The organism is Acidovorax sp. YS12 (genome assembly GCA_021496925.1).
Classification (GTDB): domain Bacteria; phylum Pseudomonadota; class Gammaproteobacteria; order Burkholderiales; family Burkholderiaceae_C; genus Paenacidovorax.
This window is the reverse complement of sequence record CP053915.1, coordinates 3318378-3341784: the sequence shown is the minus strand read 5'-3', so window position 1 is coordinate 3341784 and position 23407 is coordinate 3318378. Positions and strand designations below refer to the sequence as shown.

The window sequence follows — 23407 nt, the reverse complement described above, 5'->3', positions numbered from 1 at the left end:
CACAGCCTGCCATTGTGCCCTCTCGCCGCGAGGGTCAGCCTTTGAGCGTCTGCTCCAGAACGTGCAGCTGCTGGTTCAGTTCGGTGTTGGTCTGGCGCTCGGCGGCGATCTTGCGCACCGCGTGCAGCACCGTCGTATGGTCGCGCCCGCCGAACAGCTCGCCGATCTCGGGCAGGCTCTTCTGCGTCAGCTCCTTGGCCAGGTACATGGCGATCTGGCGCGGCCGCGCGATGCTGGCCGGGCGCTTCTTGCTGTACATGTCCGCCACCTTGATCTTGTAGTAGTCGGCGACGGTCTTCTGGATGTTCTCCACGCTGATCTGGCGGTTCTGGATCGACAGCAGGTCGCGCAGCGCCTCGCGCGCGAGCTGGATCGAGACTTCCTTCTGGTTGAAGCGCGAATAGGCCAGGATCTTGCGCAGCGCGCCTTCGAGCTCGCGCACGTTGGAGCGCACGTTCTTGGCGACGAAGAAGGCCACCTCCTCGGGCATCTCGGCATGCTCGGCGCGCGCCTTGTTGATCAGGATGGCCACGCGCATTTCCAGCTCGGGCGGCTCCAGCGCCACCGTCAGGCCCGAGTCGAAGCGCGAGACCAGACGGTCGTGGATGTTGGCCAGGCCCTTCGGGTAGGTGTCCGAGGTCATGACGATGTGGCTCTTCTTGGCCAGCAGCGCCTCGAAGGCGTTGAAGAACTCCTCCTGCGTGCGGTCCTTGTTGGCGAAGAACTGCACGTCGTCAATCAGCAGCAGGTCGAGCGAGTGGTAGCGCGCCTTGAAATCGTCGAACGTGCGCCGCTGGTACGACTTGACCACATCCGAGACGAACTGCTCGGCATGGATGTAGAGAACCCGGGCGTCCGGCCGGTCCTGCAGCAGCTTGTTGCCCACCGCGTGCATCAAGTGGGTCTTGCCCAGGCCGACGCCGCCATAGATGAACAGGGGGTTGTACATGTGGCCGGGCGAGCCCGCCACGTGCATCGCGGCCGAGCGCGCCATGCGGTTGGCCGAGCCTTCCACCAGGGTCTCGAACGTCAGCGCCGGATTGAGCCGGGTGCGGAAGGCGCCCGAGGCGCCGTCGTCCCCCGGAGCCATGGGCGCGGGGCTCTCGGCGGCGGGCGCGGCATCGCCGGGCGGCGGCACCGCGGCGGGGCGTACGTAAGTCCTGGCAACGCTCGCGCGCTGAGCGATGACTAACTCCACGGCCACGGCCTGGCCGTACAGGCCCTCCAGGATGGCGGCGATGCGGCCGGCGTACTGCGCGCGGATCCAGTCGAGCTTGAAGCGGTTGGCCACCTGCAGGGTGACCTTGGAAAAGTCGGGGGCCACCTGCGCCGTGAGGGGCTTGATCCAGGTGTTGAACTGCTGCTCGGGCAGGTCTTGCGCCAGCTGCTCGACGCAGGCCACCCACAGCCCCATGGCGGCATCGCCAGCGTCGGCAGCGTGGGGGTCGGGGAGGAGTTCCTCGGTCATGGCAAAGGTGTTCTTATTGTGGATAGGAGGAACGGACAAGGCGCCGGATTGTAGCTTTTCAAGAACTTATCCACAAACCGCGGCGGCCCATTTTCCGGCTCGGGCGGGTTGTGGGGGTATTGCAATACGGGGATGACGCTGCGACAATCGCGGGTTTCCCTGAATGTGTTCAGGGTGATATGACCCGGCCATCGTTTTTGCGCCTGGCGGGCCGTGCGGCTGAACAGGCTGCGCAGGCCGCCCGGCGCCTGACGAATTACACCGCCAGGGCGGCGCCGGGGCCGGCCAGGAACTGAACCCTCAAGGAACCACACCATGAAACGTACTTACCAACCCTCCAAGACCCGCCGCGCCCGCACCCACGGTTTCCTGGTGCGCATGAAGACCCGCGGCGGCCGCGCCGTGATCAACGCGCGCCGCGCCAAGGGCCGCAAGCGTCTGGCCGTCTGATGGCCGCGCAGCCCGGTGGCTTGCCGCCGGGGTTGCTCCCAGTGCAGCACTTGCCATGCACAGGCTGAAGACGCGCGCGCAGTTCCAGGCCGCCATGGCCGGGGGCGTGGTTTCCCGCACAGCGCATTTCGCCTTGCACCGCTTGGTGCTTCCGGTTTCCGCCAGCGCAGCCGCGCATCCGCCAGGGCCCGGTTCCTTGCCTGCAGAGCAAGGGCCGCAGGCCCTGTTTGGCGTTCCCGGCGTGTGGATGGGCGCCATGGCGCCCAAGCGCTGGGCGCGCCGCGCGGTCACGCGCAACGCCATCAAGCGCCAGGTCTATGCCCTGGGCACGGCGCTGGAGCCGCGCCTGCCGCCGGCGGCTTTCGTGGTGCGCCTGCGCGCCGGGTTCGACCGGCGGCAGTTTCCCAGCGCCTGGTCCGAGCCGCTGCGCCAGGCCGTGCGCGCCGAGCTGCAGCAGTTGCTGGCGCGTGTGGCCCATCCGGCCCACCCAGCCCGCCCGGAGGCGCTGGCATGATGCAGTCCCTGCTGATCGCGCTGGTGCGCGGCTACCGCCTGCTGCTCAGCCCCTGGCTGGGGTCGGCCTGCCGCTTCGAGCCCACGTGCTCGCAGTATTCGCTGCAGGCGCTGCAGCAGCATGGCGCGGCCGCGGGCAGCTACCTCACACTGCGGCGCCTGGTGCGCTGCCATCCCTGGTGCGATGGGGGCCATGATCCCGTGCCGCAGGAGCCGCCCCGGCTGTTCTCGCGCCTGGTCAAGACACCGCCCCCCCAACAACCTTCATCTGCAAAGAAGTCTTCATGAACGACATTCGCCGCACCATCCTGTGGGTGATTTTTGGCTTTTCCATGGTCTTGCTGTGGGACAAGTGGCAGGTGCACAACGGCCACAAGGCCACCTTCTTCCCTTCCCCTGCCGCCGTGACGGCCAGCGCGCCCGAAGGCGCTGCCACCGCCTCGGCGCCGGCCGCCCACGCCAGCACCCCGGCGGCAGCGCCCGCCGGGACGGCCCAGGGGCCCGGCGGCAAGGCCGCGGCGCCCGTGGCGCGCGAGCGCGTCACGGTCACCTCCGACGTGCTGCGCCTGGAGTTCGACGGCCAGGGTGGCTCGCTGGTGCACGGCGAGCTGCTCAAGTACCCGGCGATGGAGGACAAGGCCAAGCCCTTCGTGCTGTTCGACGACAGCGCCAGCCGCGTGTACCAGGCCCAGACCGGCCTGATCGGCGGCGCCTTCCCCACGCACAAGACCAACATGGCGCTGGTGCCCGGCCCGCGTGAACTCCAGGACGGCGAGGACACCCTGCAGGTACGCTTCGAGTCGCCCGACCTGGGCGGCGTGAAGCTGGCCAAGACCTGGACCCTCAAGCGTGGCGCCTACGACATCGCCGTGAAGCACGAGGTGGTGAACACGGGCACGGCCGCGGTGTCGCCGCAGCTGTACCTGCAGCTGGTGCGCGACGGCAACAAACCCGCGGGCGAGTCGTCGTTCTACTCCACCTTCACCGGCCCCGCGGTCTACACCGAGGCCAAGAAGTACCAGAAGGTCGAGTTCAAGGACATCAAGGCCAAGAAGTTCGATATCCCCTCTGAATCCACCAATGGCTATATCGCCATGGTGCAGCACTACTTCGCCTCGGCCTGGCTGCTGCCTGATGGTGTGCCGCGCCAATTGAACATGGAAGCCACCGATATTGGCGCGTCAACGCCCGACTGCTGCTACCGGGTGCAGATGATTACCCCTGTGGGCGAGATCGCCCCGGGCCAGGCCAAGGCGGTCGATGCGCGCCTGTTCGCCGGCCCGCAGGTGGAAAAGACGCTGGAGAGCCTGACCCCCGGCCTGGAGCTGGTGAAGGACTACGGCATGTTCACCATCCTGTCCAAGCCGCTGTACTGGCTGCTCGACAAGATCCACGGCGTGCTGGGCAACTGGGGCTGGTCCATCATCGGCCTGGTGCTGCTGCTGAAGATCGCCTTCTACTGGCTCAACGCCAAGGCCTACGCCAGCATGGCCAAGATGAAGGCCATCAACCCAAAGATCATGGAGATGCGCGAGCGCCTCAAGGACAAGCCGCAGCAGATGCAGCAGGAGATGATGCGCATCTACCGCGAGGAGAAGGTCAACCCGATGGGCGGGTGCTTCCCCATCATGATCCAGATCCCCGTGTTCATCGCCCTGTACTGGGTGCTGCTGTCCAGCGTGGAGATCCGCAACGCCCCCTGGCTGGGCTGGATCCATGACCTCTCGGCGCCCGATCCGTTCTTCATCCTGCCGCTGCTGATGACGGCCAGCTCGCTGCTGCAAACCGCGCTGAACCCGGCGCCGCCCGACCCGATGCAGGCCAAGATGATGTGGATCATGCCGCTGATGTTCAGCGTGATGTTCTTCTTCTTCCCCGCCGGCCTGGTGCTGTACTGGCTGACGAACAACATCCTGTCCATCGCCCAGCAGTGGATCATCAACAAGCGCATGGGCGTGCCGCCGCAGTTCAATCTGCCGAAGTTCAGGTGACAACCCCCTGAGCGGCTACGCCGCTTCCCCCTTCTCTCTGCGCGCTGCGCGCTCCGGGAAGGGGGACGACGCCCGCGCGGCGGGGCGGCCCTTGCGCGGCGTCCGCTGGCATGGGCCGCGCCCGTATCAAAGGCTGCGCACCGGGCGCGCGCCCTTCTCCGTTTTGGGTACCATGGCCGATTGGCAACGCAACCCGAAAGGAGCCGGCAGATGATGCAGCGCAAGACCTTGAAACTGGGCATGGTGGGGGCGGCGGTATGCCTGTGCCTCGGCAGCGCGGGCGCGGCCACGCTGCGCTGGGCGGGCGCCAACGACATCCTCACCGTGGATCCGCACGCGCAGAACCACCAGACCAGACCACGCACGCCTTCCTGCAGCAGGTGTACGAGAGCCTGGTGCGCTACGACGCCAAGTACCAGATCGAGCCTGCCCTGGCGACCCAGTGGACGCAGGTGTCGCCCACGCAGGTGCGCTTCGCGCTGCGCAAGGGGGTCCGGTTCCACGACGGCGCGCCGTTCACCGCCGATGACGTGGTGTTCTCGCTCACGCGCGCCATGACGCCGCCGTCCAACATGACATCCGCCGTGCAGAGCCTCAAGGAAGTCAGGAAGGTGGACGACTTCACCGTGGACCTGCTCCTCAAGGGCCCCAACCCCATCCTGCTGCGCGAGCTGACCGAGGCGCGCATCATGAACAAGGCCTGGGCCGAGAAGCACAACGCGGCCAAGTCACAGGACTACGCCGCCAAGGACGAGAACTACGCCTCGCGCAATGCCAACGGCACCGGCCCCTTCGTCATGGAAGGCTGGCAGCCCGACGTGAAGGTCACGCTCAAGAAGAACCCGAACTGGTGGGACAAGCCGCAGGGCAACATCGACACCGTGGTGTTCACCCCCATCAAGTCCGCCGCCACGCGCTCGGCCGCGCTGATCTCGGGCCAGGTGGACTTCGTCGTCGATCCGCCGCCGCAGGACCTGGCGCGCATGAAGGCCAATGCCGATCTCAAGCTGGTCGAGGGCGCCGAGAACCGCACCATCTACCTGGGCCTGGACCAGTTCCGCGACGAGCTGCCCGGCGCCGGCACGCCCGGCAAGAACCCGCTCAAGGACCAGCGCGTGCGCCAGGCGCTGTACCAGGCCATCGACTCCGCCGGCCTGCACGGCCGCACCATGCGCAACCTGTCGGTGCCCGCGGGCACCATGGTGGCCCCGATGGTGCATGGCTGGAGCAAGGCGCTGGACGAACGCGCCGCCAAGTACGACGTCGAAGCCGCCAGGAAGCTGCTGGCCGACGCGGGCTATCCCAACGGCTTCGCGCTCAAGCTCGACTGCCCCAACGACCGCTACGTGAACGACGAGGCCATCTGCCAGGCCGTCACCGCCATGTGGACGCGCATCGGCGTCAAGACCACACTGCAGGCCGCGCCCATGGCGCAGTTCGTCACGCGCGTAATGAACAACGACGTCAGCGCCTACCTGTTCGGCTGGGGCGTGGCCACGTTCGACGCGCTGTACTCGCTCGAAGCCCTCATGGCCACGAAGGACGGCAAGACCTCGGCCGGCAACTACAACGGCGGCCGCTTCAGCGACGCCGCACTCGACGGCATGATCGGCCAGATCAAGGTCGAGATGGACGCCGCCAAGCGCGACGCGCTGCTCGCGCAGGCGCTGCAGCGGGTGAAGGACGCGTACTACTACATCCCGCTGCACCACCAGATCCGCCCCTGGGCCATGCGCAAGAACGTGGAAACCCCGCACCGCGCGGACGACCGCCCGATGCCCACCTGGACCACCATCAAGTAAAAACGATAGCTGCCAGCGCTTTCCAGGAAAAGGTTTCAGGCACTTTTCGCCATGAAATGCTTTTCTGGCAAGCGCTGGCAGCTTCTTTTTCAATAGCACAATAGCGCCCATGCTTGCCCGCCACCACGACCCCATCGCCGCCATCGCCACCGCGCCGGGGCGCGGCGCCGTGGGCATCGTGCGCGTATCGGGCCACGGGCTCGCGCCCTTCGTGCAGGCCCTGCTCGGCCGCGCGCTGCGCCCGCGCGAGGCGCACTACCTGCCCTTTCCCGACGCCCAGGGCCAGCCCATCGACCGGGGGCTGGCCCTGTTCTTTCCCGCGCCGCACAGCTACACCGGCGAGGACGTGCTGGAGCTGCAGGCCCACGGCGGCCCCGTGGTACTGCAGCTGCTGCTGGCGCGCTGCCTGGAAGCGGCCCAGGGCGCGACAGGGGCCGCAGGGGCCGCGGCCGGCGTGCTGCCGCGCCTGCGCCTGGCCGCGCCGGGCGAGTTCACCGAGCGCGCCTTCCTCAACGGCAAGATCGACCTGGCGCAGGCCGAGGCCATCGCCGACCTGATCGACGCCTCCACCGCCGCCGCCGCGCGCAGCGCGGGCCGCTCGCTCTCGGGCGCGTTCTCCGAGGAAATCCACGGCCTGCGCGACGCGCTCGTGCACCTGCGCATGCTGGTCGAGGCCACGCTCGACTTCCCCGAGGAAGAAATCGACTTCCTGCGCAAGGCGGACGCGCGCGGGCAGCTATCGAAACTGCAGCAAACCCTGGCCACCGTGATGCAGCGCGCGCAGCAGGGCGCGCTGCTGCGCGAAGGCATCAAGGCCGTGATCGCGGGCCAGCCCAACGCCGGCAAGAGCTCGCTGCTCAACGCCCTGGCGGGCGCCGAGCTGGCCATCGTCACGCCCATCGCCGGCACCACGCGCGACAAAGTGCAGCAGACCATCCAGATCGAAGGCGTGCCGCTGCACGTGATCGACACCGCCGGCCTGCGCGACAGCAGCGACGAGGTGGAAAAGATCGGCATCGCGCGCGCCTGGGACGAGATCGCTGGCGCCGACGCCGTGCTGTTCCTGCACGACCTCACGCGCCAGAACCAGTCCGGCTACGTGGCCGCCGACGCCGCCATCGCCCAGGCCCTGGCCGAGCGCCTGCCGCCGGGCGTGCCCGTGATCGACGTGTGGAACAAGACCGATGCCGCGCCCGGCGTGCAGCCCGGCAGCGCCCCCGGCCACGGCGCCGTGCGCCTGTCCGCGCGCACCGGCGCGGGCCTGGACACGCTGCGCCGCCTGCTGCTGGAGGCGGCGGGCTGGCAGCCGGCGGCCGAGGGCCTCTACATCGCGCGCGCGCGCCACACCGAGGCGCTGCGCGCCGTCGATGCGCACCTGATGGAAGCGGCCGCGCAGCTCGAAAGCAGCGGCCCGGCGCTCGACCTGCTGGCCGAGGAACTGCGCCTGGCGCAGAACGCGCTGGGCGCCATCACCGGGGAATTCGGCGCCGACGACCTGCTGGGCGTGATCTTTTCCAGCTTCTGCATCGGCAAGTAATCCCAGGATGCCCAGCCAACGACATTGGCAACGGAATGACTGGCCGTGCTGAGCGGATGACGCAAATACAAGGGAGAACCCCATGGCTCGAATGTGGATGGTGCGCGGCGGGGGTGGCAGCCTGTGAATACGCCGACGTGCCCGGCTACTGCAAATCCGCCCCGCTTTATGCAGTGCGCAAGCACGGCCATGTGCTCACGCCAGGGCGCCATGTGGGCGCGGCGGCGCAGGAGGACAACGGTGCGCCGTTCGACGAGAAGATGCAGCGGCTAGCGGCATTGTGGCGAGAACAGCAGGTGGAGGCATCGAAGCTGGATGCGCTCATCCACAAGAATTTGGAGCACTTGGGCTATGGCATTTGACGACCCGAACGAGCAACCCGGCCAGATCCTCATCTATGAGAACGGTGCAGCCAATGTGCAGGTGCGGCTGGAAGGCCAGACGGTGTGGCTGTCCCAGCGCCTGCTGGCCGAGCTGTATCAGGTATCGGTTCCAACCATCAATGAACACCTGGCGGGCATCTACACCGACGGCGAACTCAGCCCGGAGACAACTATTCGGAGTTTCCGAATAGTTCAACGCGAGGGCAGCCGGGACGTTTCCCGCACGGTGGAGCATTACAACCTGGACACTATCCTCGCCGTCGGCTACCGGGTGCGCTCACATCGGGGCACAGCCTTTCGCCAGTGGGCTACGGCACGCCTGTCGGAACTGCTGGCCAAAGGCTTCACCCTCGACGACGAGCGCCTCAAGGCCGGGCGCACGCTGGGCACTGACTACTTCGACGAACTGCTGGAGCGCATCCGCGACATCCGGGCCTCGGAGCGGCTGTTCTACCAAAAGATCACCGACATCTATGCCACCAGCATCGACTACGACCCGAGGCACGAGCTGAGCCAGAACTTCTACGCCACCGTGCAGAACAAGCTGCACTGGGCCGTGCATGGCCACACGGCCGCCGAACTGGTCAAGCTGCGCGCCGATGCCGCACAGCCCAACATGGGCCTGGCGACGTGGAAGAACGCCCCCAATGGCCCCATCCGCAAAGTCGACGTCACCGTCGCCAAAAACTACCTGGGTGAAGAAGAACTGCGCGAACTCAACCGCATCGTCTCCATGTACCTGGACTTCGCCGAAGACCAGGCGCGCCGCCGAAAGACCATGCACATGGCGGACTGGATCACACGGCTGGACGCCTTTCTGGAATTCAATGAGCGCAACGTGCTCACCCATGCGGGCAAGATTTCGCATGCGCTAGCCGAGCGGCACGCCCATGCCGAATTCGAGAAGCACGACACCGAATGCCGCCGTTTGGAAGCGCAAACGGGCAGCGACTTTGATCGCGCGGTGGATGAGGTGAAGCGGCTGGAAACGTCAACTCGCGTGCGCGTGGTCTCCACGAAGAAAAGTTAGACGGTTGAAGGCAAATCCGCATCAGCCGTGCAGATGCTGGGCGATGACAAGTTGCCCGCGAATTGCTGGTAAGCCTCAAAGGCAACATTTCTGTGGACTGGGCGCGCCGTGATTCGGCCCGTGCGCGCATGCGCGTGCTGGTCAAGCGCATTGTGCGCAAGTACGGCATCCGCCCGACCTGCAGGACGCGGCGGTGCAGACGGTATTGCAGCAGGCCGAGGCATTGGCGGCGACGTGGAACGCCCAGTGACTCAGCGCACCGTGTAGTTCACCTGAAACATCAGCCCCGCGTTGCCCAGCACATTGAGCTGCGCGCCCCAGTTCGGCGTGAAGTCGTAGCCGATGGCGGGAATCGCCGTGATGCCCCAGCCGCTCTTGTGGTTCAGCGGAATCTTCTTCTCGTACGGCTCCTTGTAGCCGTGGATGATGCCCCCGGTGAGCTTGGCGTAGAACCGGGGCATGCTGTCGAACGGACGGAACTGCCAGCCGTAGTACGCGTACTGCGTGAACTGCCCGAACGAGTTGTTGAAAATCGCCAGGCCGGCGATGTGGCGCTCGTCCAGCGCCTTCTCGGCCTGCAGCAGCCACACGTAGGAATGCTTCTGCTCGTCGGGCTCCCAATCGTGCTCTTTCTTGGCGTCGGAGTAATGCAGGGTGTAGGGCGCGTAGCCGAAGGTCCAGCCGGACAGGCGCGACGGCGCCTCGCTGGCGGTTTCGGCGCCTGCGCCGGCACAGGCCAGCAGACAGGCCAGGGCCACAGGCCAAGGCTTGGACAAAGCGATCGACATGGTGTGGGGAATAGGGGAATTAAGTGAAACGCCGCGCGATTGTGCCTGTAACGCGCGACATTGCAGGTGTAATGGCTGGTAAGCACCGCTTGTGCCGCGCCTGCAACGGGGTTAGCTTCGGCCCTCTATGAACGCCATGCCCCACGCCGCCCCCCAGTACGACCTGCAGGGCCTGATCGGCGCCATCGCCCAGGCCCACGCCGAGGACAGCCTGGGCCCCAACATGCTCGCCCCGGCCCAATGGGAGGTGCTGGCGCCCTACCTTCAGCCCTGCGTGCTCGCCGCCAGCCAGGTGCTGTTCAGCCAGGGCACGAACGACCGCACGCTCTACCTCATCGAAAGCGGCAGCCTCAGCGTCCATTACGAAGACGAGAAGTCACGCCTGCGCCTGGCGCTCGTGGCCGCGGGGTCAGTGGTGGGCGAGGGGGCGTTCTTCTCCATGCGCCCGCGCAGCGCCACGGTGCAGGCGGCGGCGCCATGCAAGCTGTGGGGGCTGTCGGCGCTGCGGTTCACCGAGCTGTCCAACCGCCAGCCGGCCATTGCGCTGGGTGTCGCCATGGGCGCTGGCGCGGTGCTCGCCAAGCGCCTGGGCAACCGCCGCAGGCGCGTCGCGGCCACCTGACAAGGCACCGTACCGGGCGCCGCCCCGCGGGGGGCTCAGGGTACACTCGGTCACATTTCGTTCGTGTATCCGCTGAAGGGAAGGCATGTCACTGTTCAGTTGGTTTTCTCGCAAACCCTCGCCACCCAAGCCGCGTCCAGCGGGCGAAACCCATGGCGTGCTCGGTGCCGATGCCACCATTCCCCTGGTGCCGGGACGGCCGCTGCCGCCGCCCGACCCGGCCGCGAACCGCAAGAACGAACGCATCGAGCGCCGCGAGCTGCTGTACCTCGTGGTGCGCGACGCCATGGTGCGCGCCAGCGTGTTGTCCAGCAGCTACAAGTTCAAGGTGCTGTCGCTGGACCAGCACGGCCGCCAGTTCCTGGTCATGATCGACCTGGCGCGCGAGTATGGCGGCGATACCGCGCGCCTGGCGGAAATCGAGGCACTGATCGCCCAGACCGCCAAGGCGCGCTTCGACATCCTGGTGACGGCGGTCTACTGGCGCACCAACGAGCATGTCGCCGTCGGCCAGCCGCTCAAGAGCGGCACGCCCGGCGCCCTCGCACATGCGCATGCACCCGCCACGGGCGCGCCTGCGCCCACCCTGGCGCCACGCCCGCCGCGCCGCCCGGCGCCGCTGGTGCCGCCCGCGCCGCCGGAGCCGATGCTGCCGGTCATCGGTGCCGAACCGCTGGTGCCTCCTGCCGCGCCCGCCGCGCCGCTGCTGTCGCCGCGCAACGGCACGCGCTACGAGCCCATCGAGGCCGACGAAGTGGCCGCCTTCAAGCGCGCCTTGACCGAAGCAGCCGCCACGGGCCCCGCCGTGGCGCCCGCGCCCACGGGGGTTTCCGTGCGCTCCGGCCCGCGCCTGGCACCATCGGCATCGACGGGCTTCGAGGACACCGAGATGCCCGACGACAACACGGCGTCGTCCGACCTCAGCCGCACCCAGTACGGCGACCTGCACTGAGAACGAGTGAACGAATCCGCCAGGGGTCGTTCACTCGTTCTCAGTGCCCGGCGAAATCGACCAGCGTGAACAGCGCAAGCCCGCTGTCCCTCAGGCGCTGCGAGCCGCCGAGCTCCGGCAGATCGACGATGGAGGCGCCCTCGGTCACCTGGGCGCCGAGTTTTTCCAATAATTTCTTGCCGGCCATCATGGTGCCGCCCGTGGCGATCAGGTCGTCGATCAGCAGCACGCGGTCGCCGGGGCGCACGGCGTCGGTGTGCAGTTCCACGGTGGAGCTGCCGTATTCCAGCTCGTAGGTCTCCTGCACCGTGGTGAACGGCAGCTTGCCCTTCTTGCGGATGGGCACGAAGCCCACGCCCAGCTCATAGGCCACCACGGAGCCGAGGATGAAGCCGCGCGCGTCCAGGCCTGCCACCACGTCGGGGCGCATCCCGCGGCCCATGTAGCGGTGCACGAAGGCGTCGATCAGCACCCGGAACACCTGCGGGTCCTGCAGAAGCGGCGTGATGTCGCGGAACTGCACGCCCGGCGCGGGCCAGTCGGGCACGGTGCGGATATGCTGGCGCAGGTATTCGGAAACGCTCAAGGGCTGCATGGGGCGCTGGGATGGTGCTGAAACGGTCAGCCAGTGTAATCACCCCATAATCCCCGTTACAGCGGCCGCATGCCCTGGATAGTCCTGGACTTCTCGCCCCCACTCCCTGGAGACCCATGCCTGTTTCTGTCCTGCTGATCGAAGGCGACGCGCAGCACGCCGACGCGGTGGTGCGTGCGCTGGTCGGCGGGCCGCTGGGGTGGCGGGTCGATGTGGCGCCCAGCGTCGCCCAGGCGCGTGCCCTGCTCGGGCAGCCCGACCCGCCGTTCGACGCGGTGCTGGTGGCGCATGCGCTGGCCGACGGGAGCGCCTTCGACGCGCTCGATGGCCTGCCCGGCCTGCCCTCCATCATCGTGCTGCCGCCCGGCCAGGAAGAGGCCGCGGCCCAGGCCATGCGCCGCGGCTTCGGCGATTTCGTGCTGCGCGACGCCGACCTGGGCTACCTGCACCAGCTCCCGGGGCAGATCGAGGACCTGCTGGTGCGCACCGCTGCCGAGCGCGCGCGCCGCGAGGTGGAGGCCGAGCTCGACCGCACCAGCGCCCTGCTGGCCGAAAAGACGCGCGAACTCGAAGTCACCCTGGCCAGCGTGTCGCAGGCCATCATCAAGGTCGATGGGCAGGGCCGCATCCGTGTCTACAACCAGCGCTTTCTAGAGCTGCTGGACCTGCCGGAAGCGCTGCTGCGCGACCATCCGCCCCTGGAAGCGGTGGTGAAGTTCCAGGCGGCGCGCGGCGACTTCGGGCCGCAGATGGCCCTGGTCGACGCTGTGGGCCGCTCCTACGTGGCCTCGGAATGCGCGGCGCCCGCGGGCGAGCGCCCGCCCATGCCCGAGATGTACCTGCGCCGCACGCCCGCGGGCCGCTACCTGGAGGTGCGCACCCGCCCGGTCGAGGAAGGCGGCCACGTGCGCACCTTCACCGACGTGACCGACTACGTCTCCATCCAGGAAGCGCTGCGCCAGAGCGAGGCGCGCTGGCGCAGCCTCACCCAGCTGTCGTCGGACTGGTACTGGGAGCAGGATGCGGAGTTCCGCTTCGTGCGTTTCGACGGCAGCCCCGACCGCGAGCTGGGCGCCAGCGACGAGGAGCTGTATGGCAAGCGGCGCTGGGAACTGCCCCACGCTGGCGTGACCCAGGCCCAGTGGGCGGCCCACCGCGCGCAACTGGAGGCGCACGCGGTCTTTCAGGACTTCGAGATGCAGCGCGTGCGGTCCGACGGCACGGTCCAATGGGCCTCCATCAGCGGCGAGCCGATTTTTGACGACCAGGGCCAGTTCACCGGCTACCGGGGCGTGGCGCGCAACATCACCGAGCGCAAGCGCGCCGAGGCCGAAATCGCGCGCCTGGCGTTCTACGACGAGCTCACCGGCCTGCCCAACCGGCGCCTGCTGCAGGACCGGCTGCAGCAATCGATGCGCCAGAGCGTGCGCGACGGCAAGCACAGCGCGCTGCTGTTCCTGGACCTGGACAACTTCAAGGCCATCAACGACAGCATGGGCCACGACTGGGGCGACCACCTGCTCAGCCAGGTGAGCATGCGCCTGAGCGGCTGCGTGCGCGCCAGCGACACCGTGGCCCGCCTCGGGGGCGACGAATTCGTGGTGGTGCTGCAGGGGCTCGACGGCGCGCCCGAGCGCGCCGCGGCCATGGCCGAGGTGGTGGCGCACAAGATCATCGCGGCCCTGGGCCAGCCCTACCAGCTGGGCGGGCGCACCCTGTACAGCACGCCCAGCATCGGCATCGCCCTGTTCCAGGGCCAGGAAACCCCCGTGTCCGAACTGCTGCAGCACGCCGACCTGGCCATGTACCAGGCCAAGTCGCGCGGCCGCAATACGCTGTGCTTTTTCGACGCCAGCATGCAGGCGGCGGCCAACGCGCGCTCGGCGCTGGAGACGGACATGCGCGCCGGGCTGCAGCGCGACGAATTCCTGCTGCACTACCAGCGCGTGGTGGACGCCCAGGGCGCGGTGCTGGGCGCCGAGGCCCTGGTGCGCTGGCAGCACCCGCAGCGCGGCATGGTGCCGCCGGGCGAGTTCATCGGCGTGGCCGAGCAGACCGGCCTGATCGTGCCCCTGGGCCAGCTGGTGCTGCGCCTGGCCTGCCAGCAACTGGCGTGCTGGGCGCGCGACGATGCCTGCGCGCACTGGACGCTGGCGGTGAACGTGAGCGCGCAGGAGTTCCGCCACCCCGGCTTCGTGCAGCAGGTGCTCGACGCGCTGGCCCATGCCGAGGTCGATCCGCGCCAGCTCAAGCTGGAGCTGACCGAAAGCCTGCTGCTGCACGACGTGGAGGAGTGCATCGCCAAGATGCAGGCGCTGCGCGCCAAGGGCGTGCGCTTCGCGCTGGACGACTTCGGCACCGGCTACTCGTCGCTGTCCTACCTGAAGCGCCTGCCGCTGGACCAGCTCAAGATCGACCAGGGCTTCGTGCGCGACGTGCTGACCGATCCGAACGATGCTGCCATCGCCTGCACCGTCATCGGGCTGGGCCGCAGCCTGGGACTGGACGTGGTGGCCGAAGGCGTGGAAACCGCCGCGCAGCGCAAGTTCCTGCTGCGCAACGGCTGCCAGCGTTTCCAGGGCTACCTGTTCGGCCGCCCCGCACCCGCAGCCGCGCTGCGCGACTGAAAACTCCTTTTTTGATAGCTGCTAGCGCTTGCTGCATAAGCGCTAGAGGCCATTTTTATGCTTGAACCTAGCCGCCGCGCAGCAGCTTGTCCTCGGCCAGCGCCAGTGCCGTGGGGTGGCCCGAGAGCACCAGCGTGTCGCCTTCGGCCAGGGGCCTTTGTTCGTCCGGCGCGGCCACCCGGCCGCTGCCATGGCGCACGCTGACCACGCGCACCCCGACGGCGTGCAGCGCCAGATGCGCCAGCGGCTGGCCCAGGCTGCCGGCGCCGGGCGGCAGCGTCAGGCTGGACAGGCGCGCCTGGTCGCGCCCGGTGGTGGCGTCGTCGTCGGCGCCGTGGAAGTAGCCGCGCAGCAGGCCATAGCGCGCCTCGCGCTGGTCCTGCAGCGTGCGGATCACGCGCCGCATGGGCACGCCCACCAGCGCCAGCAGGTGGCCGGCCAGCATCAGCGAGCCCTCGATGGCCTCGGGCACCACCTCGGTGGCGCCGGCGGCCTGCAGCTTGTCCAGGTGCAGGTCGTCCTGCGTGCGCACCACCACCGGCACCTGGGGCGCGTGCTCGCGCGCGTTGGCCAGCACGCGCAGCGTGCCCGCGATGTCCAGGTAGGTCACGGCCACCGCGCTGGCGCGCACCAGGCCGGCGGCCATCAGCGCCTGCAGGCGCGAGGCGTCGCCGAACACTACCGAGTCGCCAGCGGCAGCGGCCTGGCGCACGCGGTCGGGGTCCAGATCCAGCGCCATGTACGGAATGCCCTCGCGCTCCAGCAGGCGCGCCAGGTTCTGGCCGCAGCGCCCGTAGCCGCAGATGATGACGTGCTGGCTGGTGTTGATGGATTTGCGCGCGATCGTCGTCATCTGCAGCGACTGCTGCAGCCAGTCGCTGGCCACCAGCTTCATGACGATGGCGTTGCTGTACGCGATGAGGAAGGGCGTGGCCAGCATCGACAGCACCATGGCCGCGAGGATCGGGTTGAGCAGCGCGGGCGGCACCAGCCCGTGCGTCTGCGTGAGCGTGAGCAGCACGAAGCCGAACTCGCCCGCCTGCGCCAGGTACAGCCCGGTGCGCAGCGACGTGCCCGTGGTGGCGCCGGTGCCGCGCGCCAGCGCCAGGATGATGCCGGCCTTGAGCAGCATGGGCAGCACCAGCAGCGCCAGCACCAGCGCCCAGTGCTCGATCAGGATGTGCCAGTCCAGCAGCATGCCCACGGTGATGAAGAACAGCCCCAGCAGCACGTCGTGGAACGGGCGGATGTCGGTGCCCACCTGGTGGCGGTATTCGGTTTCGGACACCAGCACGCCCGCGATGAACGCGCCCAGCGCCAGGCTCAGGCCCGCCAGCTCGGTCAGCCAGGCCAGGCCCAGGGTGATGAGCAGCAGGTTCAGCATGAACAGCTCGTCGCTCTTGCGCCGCGCCACCAGCGTGAGCCACCAGCGCATCACCTTCTGCCCGCCCCACAGCAGCACGCCCACCACCACGGCGGCCTTGAGCAGCGCCAGGCCCAGGGCCGCCAGCAGCCGGTCGGGCGCGCTGCCCAGCGCGGGAATCAGGATCAGCAGCGGCACCACGGCCAGGTCCTGGAACAGCAGGATGCCCAGCACACGCCGCCCGTGCTCGCTCTCCAGCTCGGCGCGCTCGGCCATCAGCTTGACGACGATGGCCGTGCTGCTCAGCGCCAGGGTGCCGGCCAGCGCCAGCGCGGTCTGCCAGCCCATGTCCCACGCGCCGCCGAGCCAGCGCCCCAGCAGCAGCGCGCCGCCCATGGCGGCGGCCATGGTCAGCGCCACCTGCAGCAGCCCCAGGCCGAACACGAAGCGGCGCATGGCGCGCAGTTTGGACAGGCTGAACTCCAGCCCGATGGCGAACATCAGGAACACCACGCCGAACTCGCCCAGGTGGCGCACGCCCTCGGAGTTCTGCGCCAGCGCGAAGGCGTGCGGGCCGATCAGGATGCCCGCGCTCAGGTAGCCCAGCATGGGCGGCAGCTTGAGGCTGCGGCAGGCCACGACGCCGAGCACGGCAGCCAGGAGGTACAGCAAGGTAAGCGCAAGCGAAGACATTCACCCGATGCTATCCGAGCGATGCGCCGCACCACCCCGATAAAATCGCCCGATGCCTTCCGCTTTGCGCCCTTTTGATGCCACCCGGGCCCTGCGCCTGGCCCGCGAGACCTGCGAAATCGAAGCCGCTGCCCTGCACGCGACGGGCCAGCGGCTCGACGGGCGCTTTGCCCAGGCGGTGCAGCGCATGCTGCAGGTGAGCGGGCGCGCGGTGGTCATGGGCATCGGCAAGAGCGGCCACATCGGCCGCAAGATCGCCGCCACGCTCGCGTCCACCGGCACGCCTGCCTTCTTCGTGCACCCCGCCGAGGCCAGCCATGGCGACCTGGGCATGGTGACGCCGCAGGACCTGGTGCTGGCCATCTCCAACAGCGGCGAGAGCACCGAACTCACGGCCATCCTGCCCATGCTGCGGCGCCTGGGCGTGCCGCTGGTGGCGATGACGGGCGGGGCGCAGTCCACGCTGGCGCGCCACGCCGACGTGGTGCTCGACAGCAGCGTCGAGCGCGAGGCCTGCCCGCTCAACCTCGCGCCCACCACCAGCACCACGGTGCAACTGGCACTGGGCGACGCGCTGGCCGTGGCCCTGCTCGACGCGCGCGGCTTCCGCGCCGAGGACTTCGCACGCTCGCACCCCGGCGGCGCGCTCGGGCGCAAGCTGCTCACCCTGGTCGGCGACGTCATGCGCGCGGGCGCCGAGCTGCCCGTGGTGGCGCCCGAGGCCTCGTTCAGCGCACTGATGCGCGAGATGAGCGCCAAGGGCCTGGGCTGCGCCGCCATCGTCGATGCGCAAGGCGCCCTGCAAGGCATCTTCACCGATGGCGACCTGCGCCGCCGCATCGAGGCCGGGGCGGACCTGCGCGCCGCCACCGCGGGCGCCGTGATGCACGCCGGGCCACGCACCATCGCCGCCACGGCGCTGGCCGCCGACGCCGCCGCCATGATGGAGGAGCACGGCATCACCAGCGTGCTGGTGGCCGAGGGCGCCCGCCTCGTGGGCCTGGTGCACGTGCGCGACCTGATGCGCGCCAAGGTGATCTGATGCACGCCACCCTGCCCACCCTGCCCCCCGTGCTGCAACCCGACCCGCAACGGCTGCTGCGCGCCCAGGACGTGCGCGTCGTGTTCTTCGACGTGGATGGCGTGCTCACCGATGGCGGCCTGTACTTCAGCGAGGCGGGCGAGTCGCTCAAGCGTTTCCACACGCTCGATGGCCACGGCATCAAGCTGCTGCAGCAGGCGGGCATCACGCCCGCGGTGGTCACGGGGCGCGACTCCCCCGCGCTGCGCCTGCGCCTGCGGGCCCTGGGCGTGCAGCACGCGCGTTTCGGCACCGAGGACAAGCGCCCCGCCGCCGAGGACATCCTCGCCGGCCTGGGCCTGCAGTGGCACCAGGCCGCCGCCATGGGCGACGACTGGCCCGACTTGCCCATGCTGCGCCGCGCCGCCCTGGCCTGCGCCCCCGCCAATGCGCACGCCGAGGTGCGCGCCGTGGCCCACATCGTCACGCAGGCGCGCGGCGGCGACGGCGCGGTGCGCGAACTGTGCGACCTGCTGCTCGTGGCCAGTGGCCGCTACGCGGCGCTGCTGGCGCAGGCGGCCGAATGAAGACGCGGCTGCGGCGCACCTGGGACCGGCTGTCGCTGTACCTGCCGGTGCTGCTCATGGGGCTGCTGGCCATGGGCACCTGGTGGCTGGTGCGCAACGCCCCGGTGCTGCGCCCGCCCACGGCCGAGGGCGCGCCCCGGCACGAGCCCGACTATTCGATGAAGGGCTTCTCGGTCAAGACCTTCGACGGCGCGGGCCGCCTGCAAAGCGAGGTGCAGGGCCAGGTGGCGCACCACTACCCCGACACCGACACGCTGGAGATCGACCAGGTGCGCATGCGCTCCATCTCGCCCGAAGGGCGCGTCACCGTGGCCACGGCGCGGCGCGGCGTGAGCAACGCCGACGGCTCGCAGGTGCAGCTGTTCGGCAACGCCGTCATCACGCGCGAGCCCTTGCGCCAGCGCGATGGCAAGCTGCTGCCGCGCCTGCAGTTCGAGGGCGAGTTCCTGCACGCCTGGACGCGCGACGAGCGCGTGCGCTCGCACCTGCCCGTGGTGCTGCTGCGTGGCCATGACCGCTTCACCGCCGACAGCATGGACTACGACAACCTCGACCAGCAGCTCCAGCTGCGCGGGCGCGTGCACGGCGTTCTCCAGCCTCCGGCCCGCTGAACGCCATGGCCACGGCTCCCCTGGTCTTCATCACCGGCGCCTCCAGCGGCATCGGCCAGGCGCTGGCCGCGCACTACCACCAGGCCGGCTGGCGCCTGGCGCTGGTGGCGCGCCGTGCCGATGTGATGGAAGCCTGGGCCGAGGCCCAGGGGTACAGCGCCAGCAGCTATGCAATCTATAGCGCTGACGTGGCCGATCCGCACAGCATCATCGCGGCAGGAGAGGACTGCATCGCGCGCCAGGGGCTGCCCGATGTGGTGATCGCCAACGCCGGCATCAGCATCGGCGTGGACACGGCGCGGCGCGAGGACATCGACGTGATGGCGCGCCTCTACGCCACCAACAACATCGGCATGGCCGCCACCTTCCAGCCCTTCGTGGCACCCATGGTGCGGCGCGGCAGCGGGCGCCTGGTGGGCATCGGCAGCGTGGCCGGCATTCGCGGGCTGCCGGGCCACGGGGCGTACTGCAGCAGCAAGGCCGCCGTCATCAGCTACTGCGAAAGCCTGCGCGGCGAACTGCGCGGCACGGGCGTGCGCGTCGTCACGCTCTGCCCCGGCTACGTCGATACCCCGCTGACGCGGCAGAACCGCTATGCCATGCCGTTCCTGATGGCGCCGCAGGCCTTCGCGCGGCAGGCCTTCCGGGCCATCGCGGCGGGCACCAGCTACCGCGTCATTCCGTGGCAGATGGCCGTGGTGGCCAAGCTGCTGCGCCTGCTGCCCGATGCGCTGTTCGACCGCCTGCTCGCGGGGCGCCCGCGCAAGCACCGGGCAGGGCAATGACGCCATGGAAAAAGCCCCCACGCTACCTCGCTTCGCGTAGTTCGCTGCCCCCGCGAGGGGGCCGCTTTTTCATCTGGGGGCGGCCCCCGGCGATGAAAAATGTCCGCTGTCAAGTCTTCCATGCAGACATGCAGCGGGGCAAAAGGTCTTATGGGGTAGTAGGTTAGGCTAGATTTCAGCCGTTGTGTGCTCTTGCTGCTTTTCGAGCTAGGTGTCGCATAGGCGCTTCGCGGTGGTAAGCGCAAGGGCACCGCAGCAGGCAAGGTCGCATCGGTCGTCATAGTCCTGCACTCCCAGAAAGCTCCTCAAAAGCGAAAGCGCAGCCAGTGGGCTGCGCCTTCTTGGTGAGTGGATGGCGGATACGCCCGCATCGTCAACCCGACTTCGGCGGTGCGGCCTTGCTCCCGCTTCCCTTCCTGAATCCCCGATCCCCCGCCATGAACGCCTCCAGCATGTGCGGAATCAACGTCGTCGCATCGACCGCTTTGCCGTATGCCTGCGCGTGCAACGCGGCGTAGCGGTCGAGGTCGGCTTTCAGGCTGGCCGGGCAAGCGAAGGTCAGCTTCACATTCTCGGTCTTGGGCAGCGGCCCGAGCCGCAGCCTCTTGGTCGCGCTCATCGCATTGCACCCCGATTGAAGAACAGTGGCTGGTACGGCCGCAACACCAGATCGCGATTGACGATGATCCGCACCGGCAGGCCCGGCCGTTCGGTCAGCGTCGGCTGGATGTTCATGTTGCGCCGGATCATCTCCTGGCCGACCTGGTTGATGCTGTCCTGCGCGCTGTCGCGTCCGGCGATCACGATCCGGTTGCCGTTCTGCCGGTTCTCCGGCGCGGCCAACTCGGCACCCACGCCCAGCAACGTGGTCAACGCCGCACCCGCGAAGACGCGATCCCAGTGCCAATCGACGCCATCCTCCAGGCCGGCGTAACCGGCCGGGTCGGTGCCCGCGAGGTTGTCGAGCTTCAGCGAAGACGTGTCCGGCAGGATGACGCGGTTCCACACCACCTGCACGCGGCTCTGCCCGTAGCTCACCTGGCTGTTGTATTTGCCCAGGATGCGCGAGCCTTGGGGGATCAGCAGAAACTTGCCCGTGGCCGTGTCGTAGACCGGCTCCGTCACCGTGACGATCACGTCGCCCGGCAAGTCCGACTTGATGCCCGTCACCAGCGCCCCGGCGATCACCGTTCCCGCCATGACCTGATACGGCGAGACCGGCATTTGCAGATTGCCGGAGTTGCGGGTTTCCGTAGAACCGCCTTTCAGGAACGCCTCTTTCTGGTCTTGCCGGTTCTGCACCGCGGTGGGGTCGGCAGGCTGGGCCGCCGTCGAGGCTGGCCCGGCGGCCAGCGGGTCGAAGCCGGCCAAGGCGCTGCCAGGCGCAACCGCAGCGGCTTGCGCTGTTCCCGGTGCGGCGGCCTTGCCCTGGTTGCCCGAGCGGAAGAACACCGACGAACCCGCCGCCGCATCAGCCTCCTTGCGCCGTGCATCCTCCGGGTCGTGCCCCGGTGGCGCATACGTCGGCGTCACCGGCTGCTGCGACTTCACGATGGCCGGGCCGAGATCGCCCGGCAGCGGCGGCCCCAGCTCGGGCACCTTCGGCGGCAGCTTCGAGTAGTCGGCCGGCAGGCCATCCAGCCCTTCGGACTTCGACACGCGATCGACGTTGTACAGCTCGGTCTGCTCGCCCGCGCCACGCCGATGCGGCTGCAATGACCAGATCGTGGCCCCCAGCACGGCGACCGACAGGCCGCCGACGAGGATGGCCAGCGTGCGCCGGTTCAAGCGTGTGACCGGACGCGGCTGGGCGCGCAGCGCCACCGCCTCGGGTGCTACCTTGCCCGCCTGCGGCGCGGCGAGGTCAGGAGTGTCGTCCTGGCTCATGGTCAGTTCCTCCGCGCCACGCCATCCGTGCGCTCGATCCGCACCACGTCACCGCCATCACCGCCCAGGCGCAGTTCGGCCGCGCCGAACAGCCGATCCACGATGTAGTACGGCGGGCGGAAACGGTAGTTCACCAGTTGCCCGTCGCCCTGCGCGCCGATCACGAACAAGGGCGGCAACTCGCCTTGCGCGATGCCCGGCGGGAACTGGATATAGACCTTCTCGCCGTCATCGAAGGCGCGCAGCGGCTTCCACGGCGGATTGCTGCCCGACACGGCGTAGCGGAAGCGGATCTTCTCCAGCGACAGGCCGGTATCGACCGGCGCGGCGGCGCTGGCCGCCTGCGACTGGCGCTGCAAGGCCAGCATCTTGTCCTTGGGATATTCCCAGGACACCGACGCCATCCACGTCTTCTCTGTCGATGTCAGTTCCAGCAGGTAGGTGCGCCGGCTGGTGGTGATGACCAGATTCGTCTTCAACCCCGAGCGGATCGGCTTGACCATCACATTGACGCGCAGCGCATCACCGCTGCCGCTCGATGTGTCCCCGACGATCCAGCGTACCGTGTCGCCCGCCGCCACCGTCACCAGCTCCTCACCGGGCTGGAGCGCGATTACCGTCACGCGGCCTACGGCCGCATAGACCTGATACAGCGCGCCGTCCGTGAAGGGCCAGACTTGAATTGCGTTGACGTAGCCCTCGCGCGTCGGTGCAATGCGCGCTTCGGCATTGGCGCGGGACACGCGCACGGTTTCATCGGCGGGTTCCGGCGTGGGCTTGGCATCCGGCACACTTTTCATCTGCGCCGGCATCGGCAGCACCTGCGGCACGGTCACCACCTCCACAGGCGCAGGCGGCTCTGGCAGCGGCTGGGCCTGTACCGGCTCATCAAGCGAAATGGTCGGCGGCGGCTTGCCCTGCGTGGCGCAGCCAGAGAACAGCACGGTCGAAGCCAGAAGCATCACCGGCAAGACGGATTTACGGAAAAGATCATTCATGGTTTTGCTCCTTCGTTTCCTTCCAGTTCGCGGCTCCACGACAGGCCGTTGACGTAGATGCCCAGGGGGTTCTTGCGCAGGCGCTGCTCGGTGCGCGGCGTCTGCTGCACGATGGAAACCACGGCGTTCCAGCGTTCGGTGCGATCCAGCGCGCCATTGACGAAGCGCGTCTCCGTCCAGCGCACGTTGAAAGACGTGTCACTGGCGCGGGTCACGCTGGTGATCTGCACCGTCACTGACTCCTTGCCGATGCGCGCGAACGGATCGTTCACGCGGGCGTACTCGTTGAGCACAACAGCGCCCTTGTCGGTCGTGTAGTCGTAGGCATCGAGCCAGTTCTGCCGCACCACGATGGGGTCGATGGACAGGCTGCGCACCAGGCCGATGAAGCGGCCCAGGTGGTAGGCGATCTGCGCATCGCTGGGCCGGTACGGCGTGGCGGCCTCGCCGACCGCGCGCACCTGGCCCGCGTTATCCACCTCGATGACGTAGGGCGTGACGATGGATTGCGCGGAGCGCCAGACCAGACCACCGGCCATCAGCACGGCCAAGGTGAGGCAGCCAAAGGCCATGAAACGCCAGTTTCTAGCCTGCACGCGGGCCGAGCCGATGCGCTCGTCCCAGACTTGCGCGGCGGATTGGTACGGGGTGGCAGGCTGCGGCGTGTCGGCGTAGCGCACCTGCGGTCGTTTGAATCGCATGGG

21 protein-coding genes and 3 pseudogenes are annotated in these 23407 nt (G+C 68.6%); 16 read left to right on the top strand and 8 right to left on the bottom strand.

The genetic code is table 11. The features are described from left to right. Positions 1-34: 34 nt before the first annotated feature. Complete coding sequence (dnaA, locus tag YS110_15090) at positions 35-1414, bottom strand: chromosomal replication initiator protein DnaA (GenBank protein UJB67470.1); 1380 nt, start codon at positions 1412-1414, stop codon at positions 35-37. Positions 1415-1783: 369 nt separating this feature from the next. Between dnaA and rpmH the strand changes: the two genes are divergently transcribed. The 9 genes and pseudogenes from rpmH (at position 1784) to YS110_15045 (ending at position 9424) form a co-directional block, all read left to right on the top strand. Then, entirely contained in the window at positions 1784-1918 is a 135-nt protein-coding gene (gene rpmH / locus YS110_15085; GenBank protein UJB65986.1) for a 50S ribosomal protein L34, read from the top strand. A gap of 55 nt (positions 1919-1973) precedes the next feature. Then, a complete protein-coding gene (locus YS110_15080) occupies positions 1974-2432 on the top strand; it encodes a ribonuclease P protein component (protein ID UJB65985.1) in 459 nt (152 codons plus the stop codon). Next, positions 2429-2719: a membrane protein insertion efficiency factor YidD gene (yidD, locus tag YS110_15075; GenBank protein ID UJB65984.1), complete on the top strand. Its 291-nt coding sequence runs from the start codon at positions 2429-2431 to the stop codon at positions 2717-2719. The genes YS110_15080 and yidD overlap by 4 nt, the downstream gene beginning before the upstream one ends. After that, a complete protein-coding gene (yidC, locus tag YS110_15070; protein UJB65983.1) occupies positions 2716-4422 on the top strand; it encodes a membrane protein insertase YidC in 1707 nt (568 codons plus the stop codon). The genes yidD and yidC overlap by 4 nt, the downstream gene beginning before the upstream one ends. A gap of 210 nt (positions 4423-4632) precedes the next feature. Beyond that, positions 4633-6224, top strand: a pseudogene (locus YS110_15065) (ABC transporter substrate-binding protein). Positions 6225-6333: 109 nt separating this feature from the next. Beyond that, positions 6334-7761: a tRNA uridine-5-carboxymethylaminomethyl(34) synthesis GTPase MnmE gene (gene mnmE, locus YS110_15060; protein ID UJB65982.1), complete on the top strand. Its 1428-nt coding sequence runs from the start codon at positions 6334-6336 to the stop codon at positions 7759-7761. 125 nt (positions 7762-7886) lie between these two features. Further along, positions 7887-8123, top strand: a pseudogene (locus YS110_15055) (SAM-dependent DNA methyltransferase). Further along, positions 8113-9174, top strand: coding sequence for a virulence RhuM family protein (locus YS110_15050; protein UJB65981.1), 1062 nt, complete (start codon positions 8113-8115; stop codon positions 9172-9174). The pseudogene YS110_15055 and the gene YS110_15050 overlap by 11 nt, the downstream one beginning before the upstream one ends. 12 nt (positions 9175-9186) lie before the next feature. Then, positions 9187-9424, top strand: a pseudogene (locus tag YS110_15045) (DUF3387 domain-containing protein). Between the two features lies 1 nt (position 9425). On the opposite strand, the gene YS110_15040 reads toward YS110_15045, so the two are convergent. Continuing rightward, a complete protein-coding gene (locus tag YS110_15040; protein ID UJB65980.1) occupies positions 9426-9962 on the bottom strand; it encodes a hypothetical protein in 537 nt (178 codons plus the stop codon). Positions 9963-10089: 127 nt separating this feature from the next. On the opposite strand from YS110_15040, the gene YS110_15035 reads away from it, so the two are divergent. After that, on the top strand, positions 10090-10584 hold the full coding sequence (locus YS110_15035) for a cyclic nucleotide-binding domain-containing protein (GenBank protein ID UJB65979.1): 495 nt from the start codon (positions 10090-10092) through the stop codon (positions 10582-10584). A gap of 85 nt (positions 10585-10669) precedes the next feature. Beyond that, positions 10670-11536, top strand: coding sequence for a hypothetical protein (locus YS110_15030; protein UJB65978.1), 867 nt, complete (start codon positions 10670-10672; stop codon positions 11534-11536). A 40-nt stretch (positions 11537-11576) separates the two neighbouring features. On the opposite strand, the gene YS110_15025 is transcribed toward YS110_15030, so the two are convergent. Continuing rightward, the gene (locus YS110_15025) at positions 11577-12131 is read right to left on the bottom strand and encodes an adenine phosphoribosyltransferase (protein ID UJB65977.1); all 555 of its coding nucleotides are present in this window, start codon (positions 12129-12131) and stop codon (positions 11577-11579) included. A 116-nt stretch (positions 12132-12247) separates the two neighbouring features. Here YS110_15025 and YS110_15020 point away from each other — a divergent pair, with 116 nt between their 5' ends. Then, positions 12248-14758, top strand: coding sequence for an EAL domain-containing protein (locus tag YS110_15020; protein ID UJB65976.1), 2511 nt, complete (start codon positions 12248-12250; stop codon positions 14756-14758). Between the two features lie 67 nt (positions 14759-14825). Here the strand turns inward: YS110_15020 and YS110_15015 are convergent, their stop codons facing one another. After that, positions 14826-16814 carry a cation:proton antiporter gene (locus YS110_15015; GenBank protein ID UJB65975.1) on the bottom strand — a complete coding sequence of 663 codons (1989 nt, stop codon included), beginning with the start codon at positions 16812-16814 and terminating at the stop codon, positions 14826-14828. 52 nt (positions 16815-16866) lie between these two features. On the opposite strand from YS110_15015, the gene YS110_15010 reads away from it, so the two are divergent. Genes YS110_15010 through YS110_14995 form a run of 4 tightly spaced genes read left to right on the top strand, consistent with a single transcriptional unit; the run spans position 16867 to position 19818 of the window. Next, positions 16867-17856 carry a KpsF/GutQ family sugar-phosphate isomerase gene (locus YS110_15010; protein UJB65974.1) on the top strand — a complete coding sequence of 330 codons (990 nt, stop codon included), beginning with the start codon at positions 16867-16869 and terminating at the stop codon, positions 17854-17856. Further along, a complete protein-coding gene (locus YS110_15005; GenBank protein UJB65973.1) occupies positions 17856-18422 on the top strand; it encodes an HAD hydrolase family protein in 567 nt (188 codons plus the stop codon). Before YS110_15010 ends, YS110_15005 begins: the two co-directional genes overlap by 1 nt. Continuing rightward, positions 18419-19033, top strand: a complete 615-nt coding sequence (gene lptC, locus YS110_15000; protein UJB65972.1) for an LPS export ABC transporter periplasmic protein LptC — start codon at positions 18419-18421, stop codon at positions 19031-19033. The genes YS110_15005 and lptC overlap by 4 nt, the downstream gene beginning before the upstream one ends. A gap of 5 nt (positions 19034-19038) precedes the next feature. Beyond that, positions 19039-19818: an SDR family oxidoreductase gene (locus YS110_14995; GenBank protein UJB65971.1), complete on the top strand. Its 780-nt coding sequence runs from the start codon at positions 19039-19041 to the stop codon at positions 19816-19818. 373 nt (positions 19819-20191) lie between these two features. Here YS110_14995 and YS110_14990 read toward each other — a convergent pair whose 3' ends face one another. From YS110_14990 to YS110_14975, 4 genes are read right to left on the bottom strand one after another with little or no spacing between them, the layout of a single operon-like run. Beyond that, complete coding sequence (locus YS110_14990) at positions 20192-20437, bottom strand: DUF2274 domain-containing protein (GenBank protein UJB65970.1); 246 nt, start codon at positions 20435-20437, stop codon at positions 20192-20194. Then, entirely contained in the window at positions 20434-21705 is a 1272-nt protein-coding gene (locus YS110_14985) for a TrbI/VirB10 family protein (GenBank protein ID UJB65969.1), read from the bottom strand. The genes YS110_14990 and YS110_14985 overlap by 4 nt, the downstream gene beginning before the upstream one ends. 2 nt (positions 21706-21707) lie before the next feature. After that, positions 21708-22703 carry a P-type conjugative transfer protein TrbG gene (gene trbG / locus YS110_14980; protein ID UJB65968.1) on the bottom strand — a complete coding sequence of 332 codons (996 nt, stop codon included), beginning with the start codon at positions 22701-22703 and terminating at the stop codon, positions 21708-21710. Beyond that, positions 22700-23404: a conjugal transfer protein TrbF gene (locus YS110_14975; protein UJB65967.1), complete on the bottom strand. Its 705-nt coding sequence runs from the start codon at positions 23402-23404 to the stop codon at positions 22700-22702. The genes trbG and YS110_14975 overlap by 4 nt, the downstream gene beginning before the upstream one ends. Positions 23405-23407: the final 3 nt, after the last annotated feature.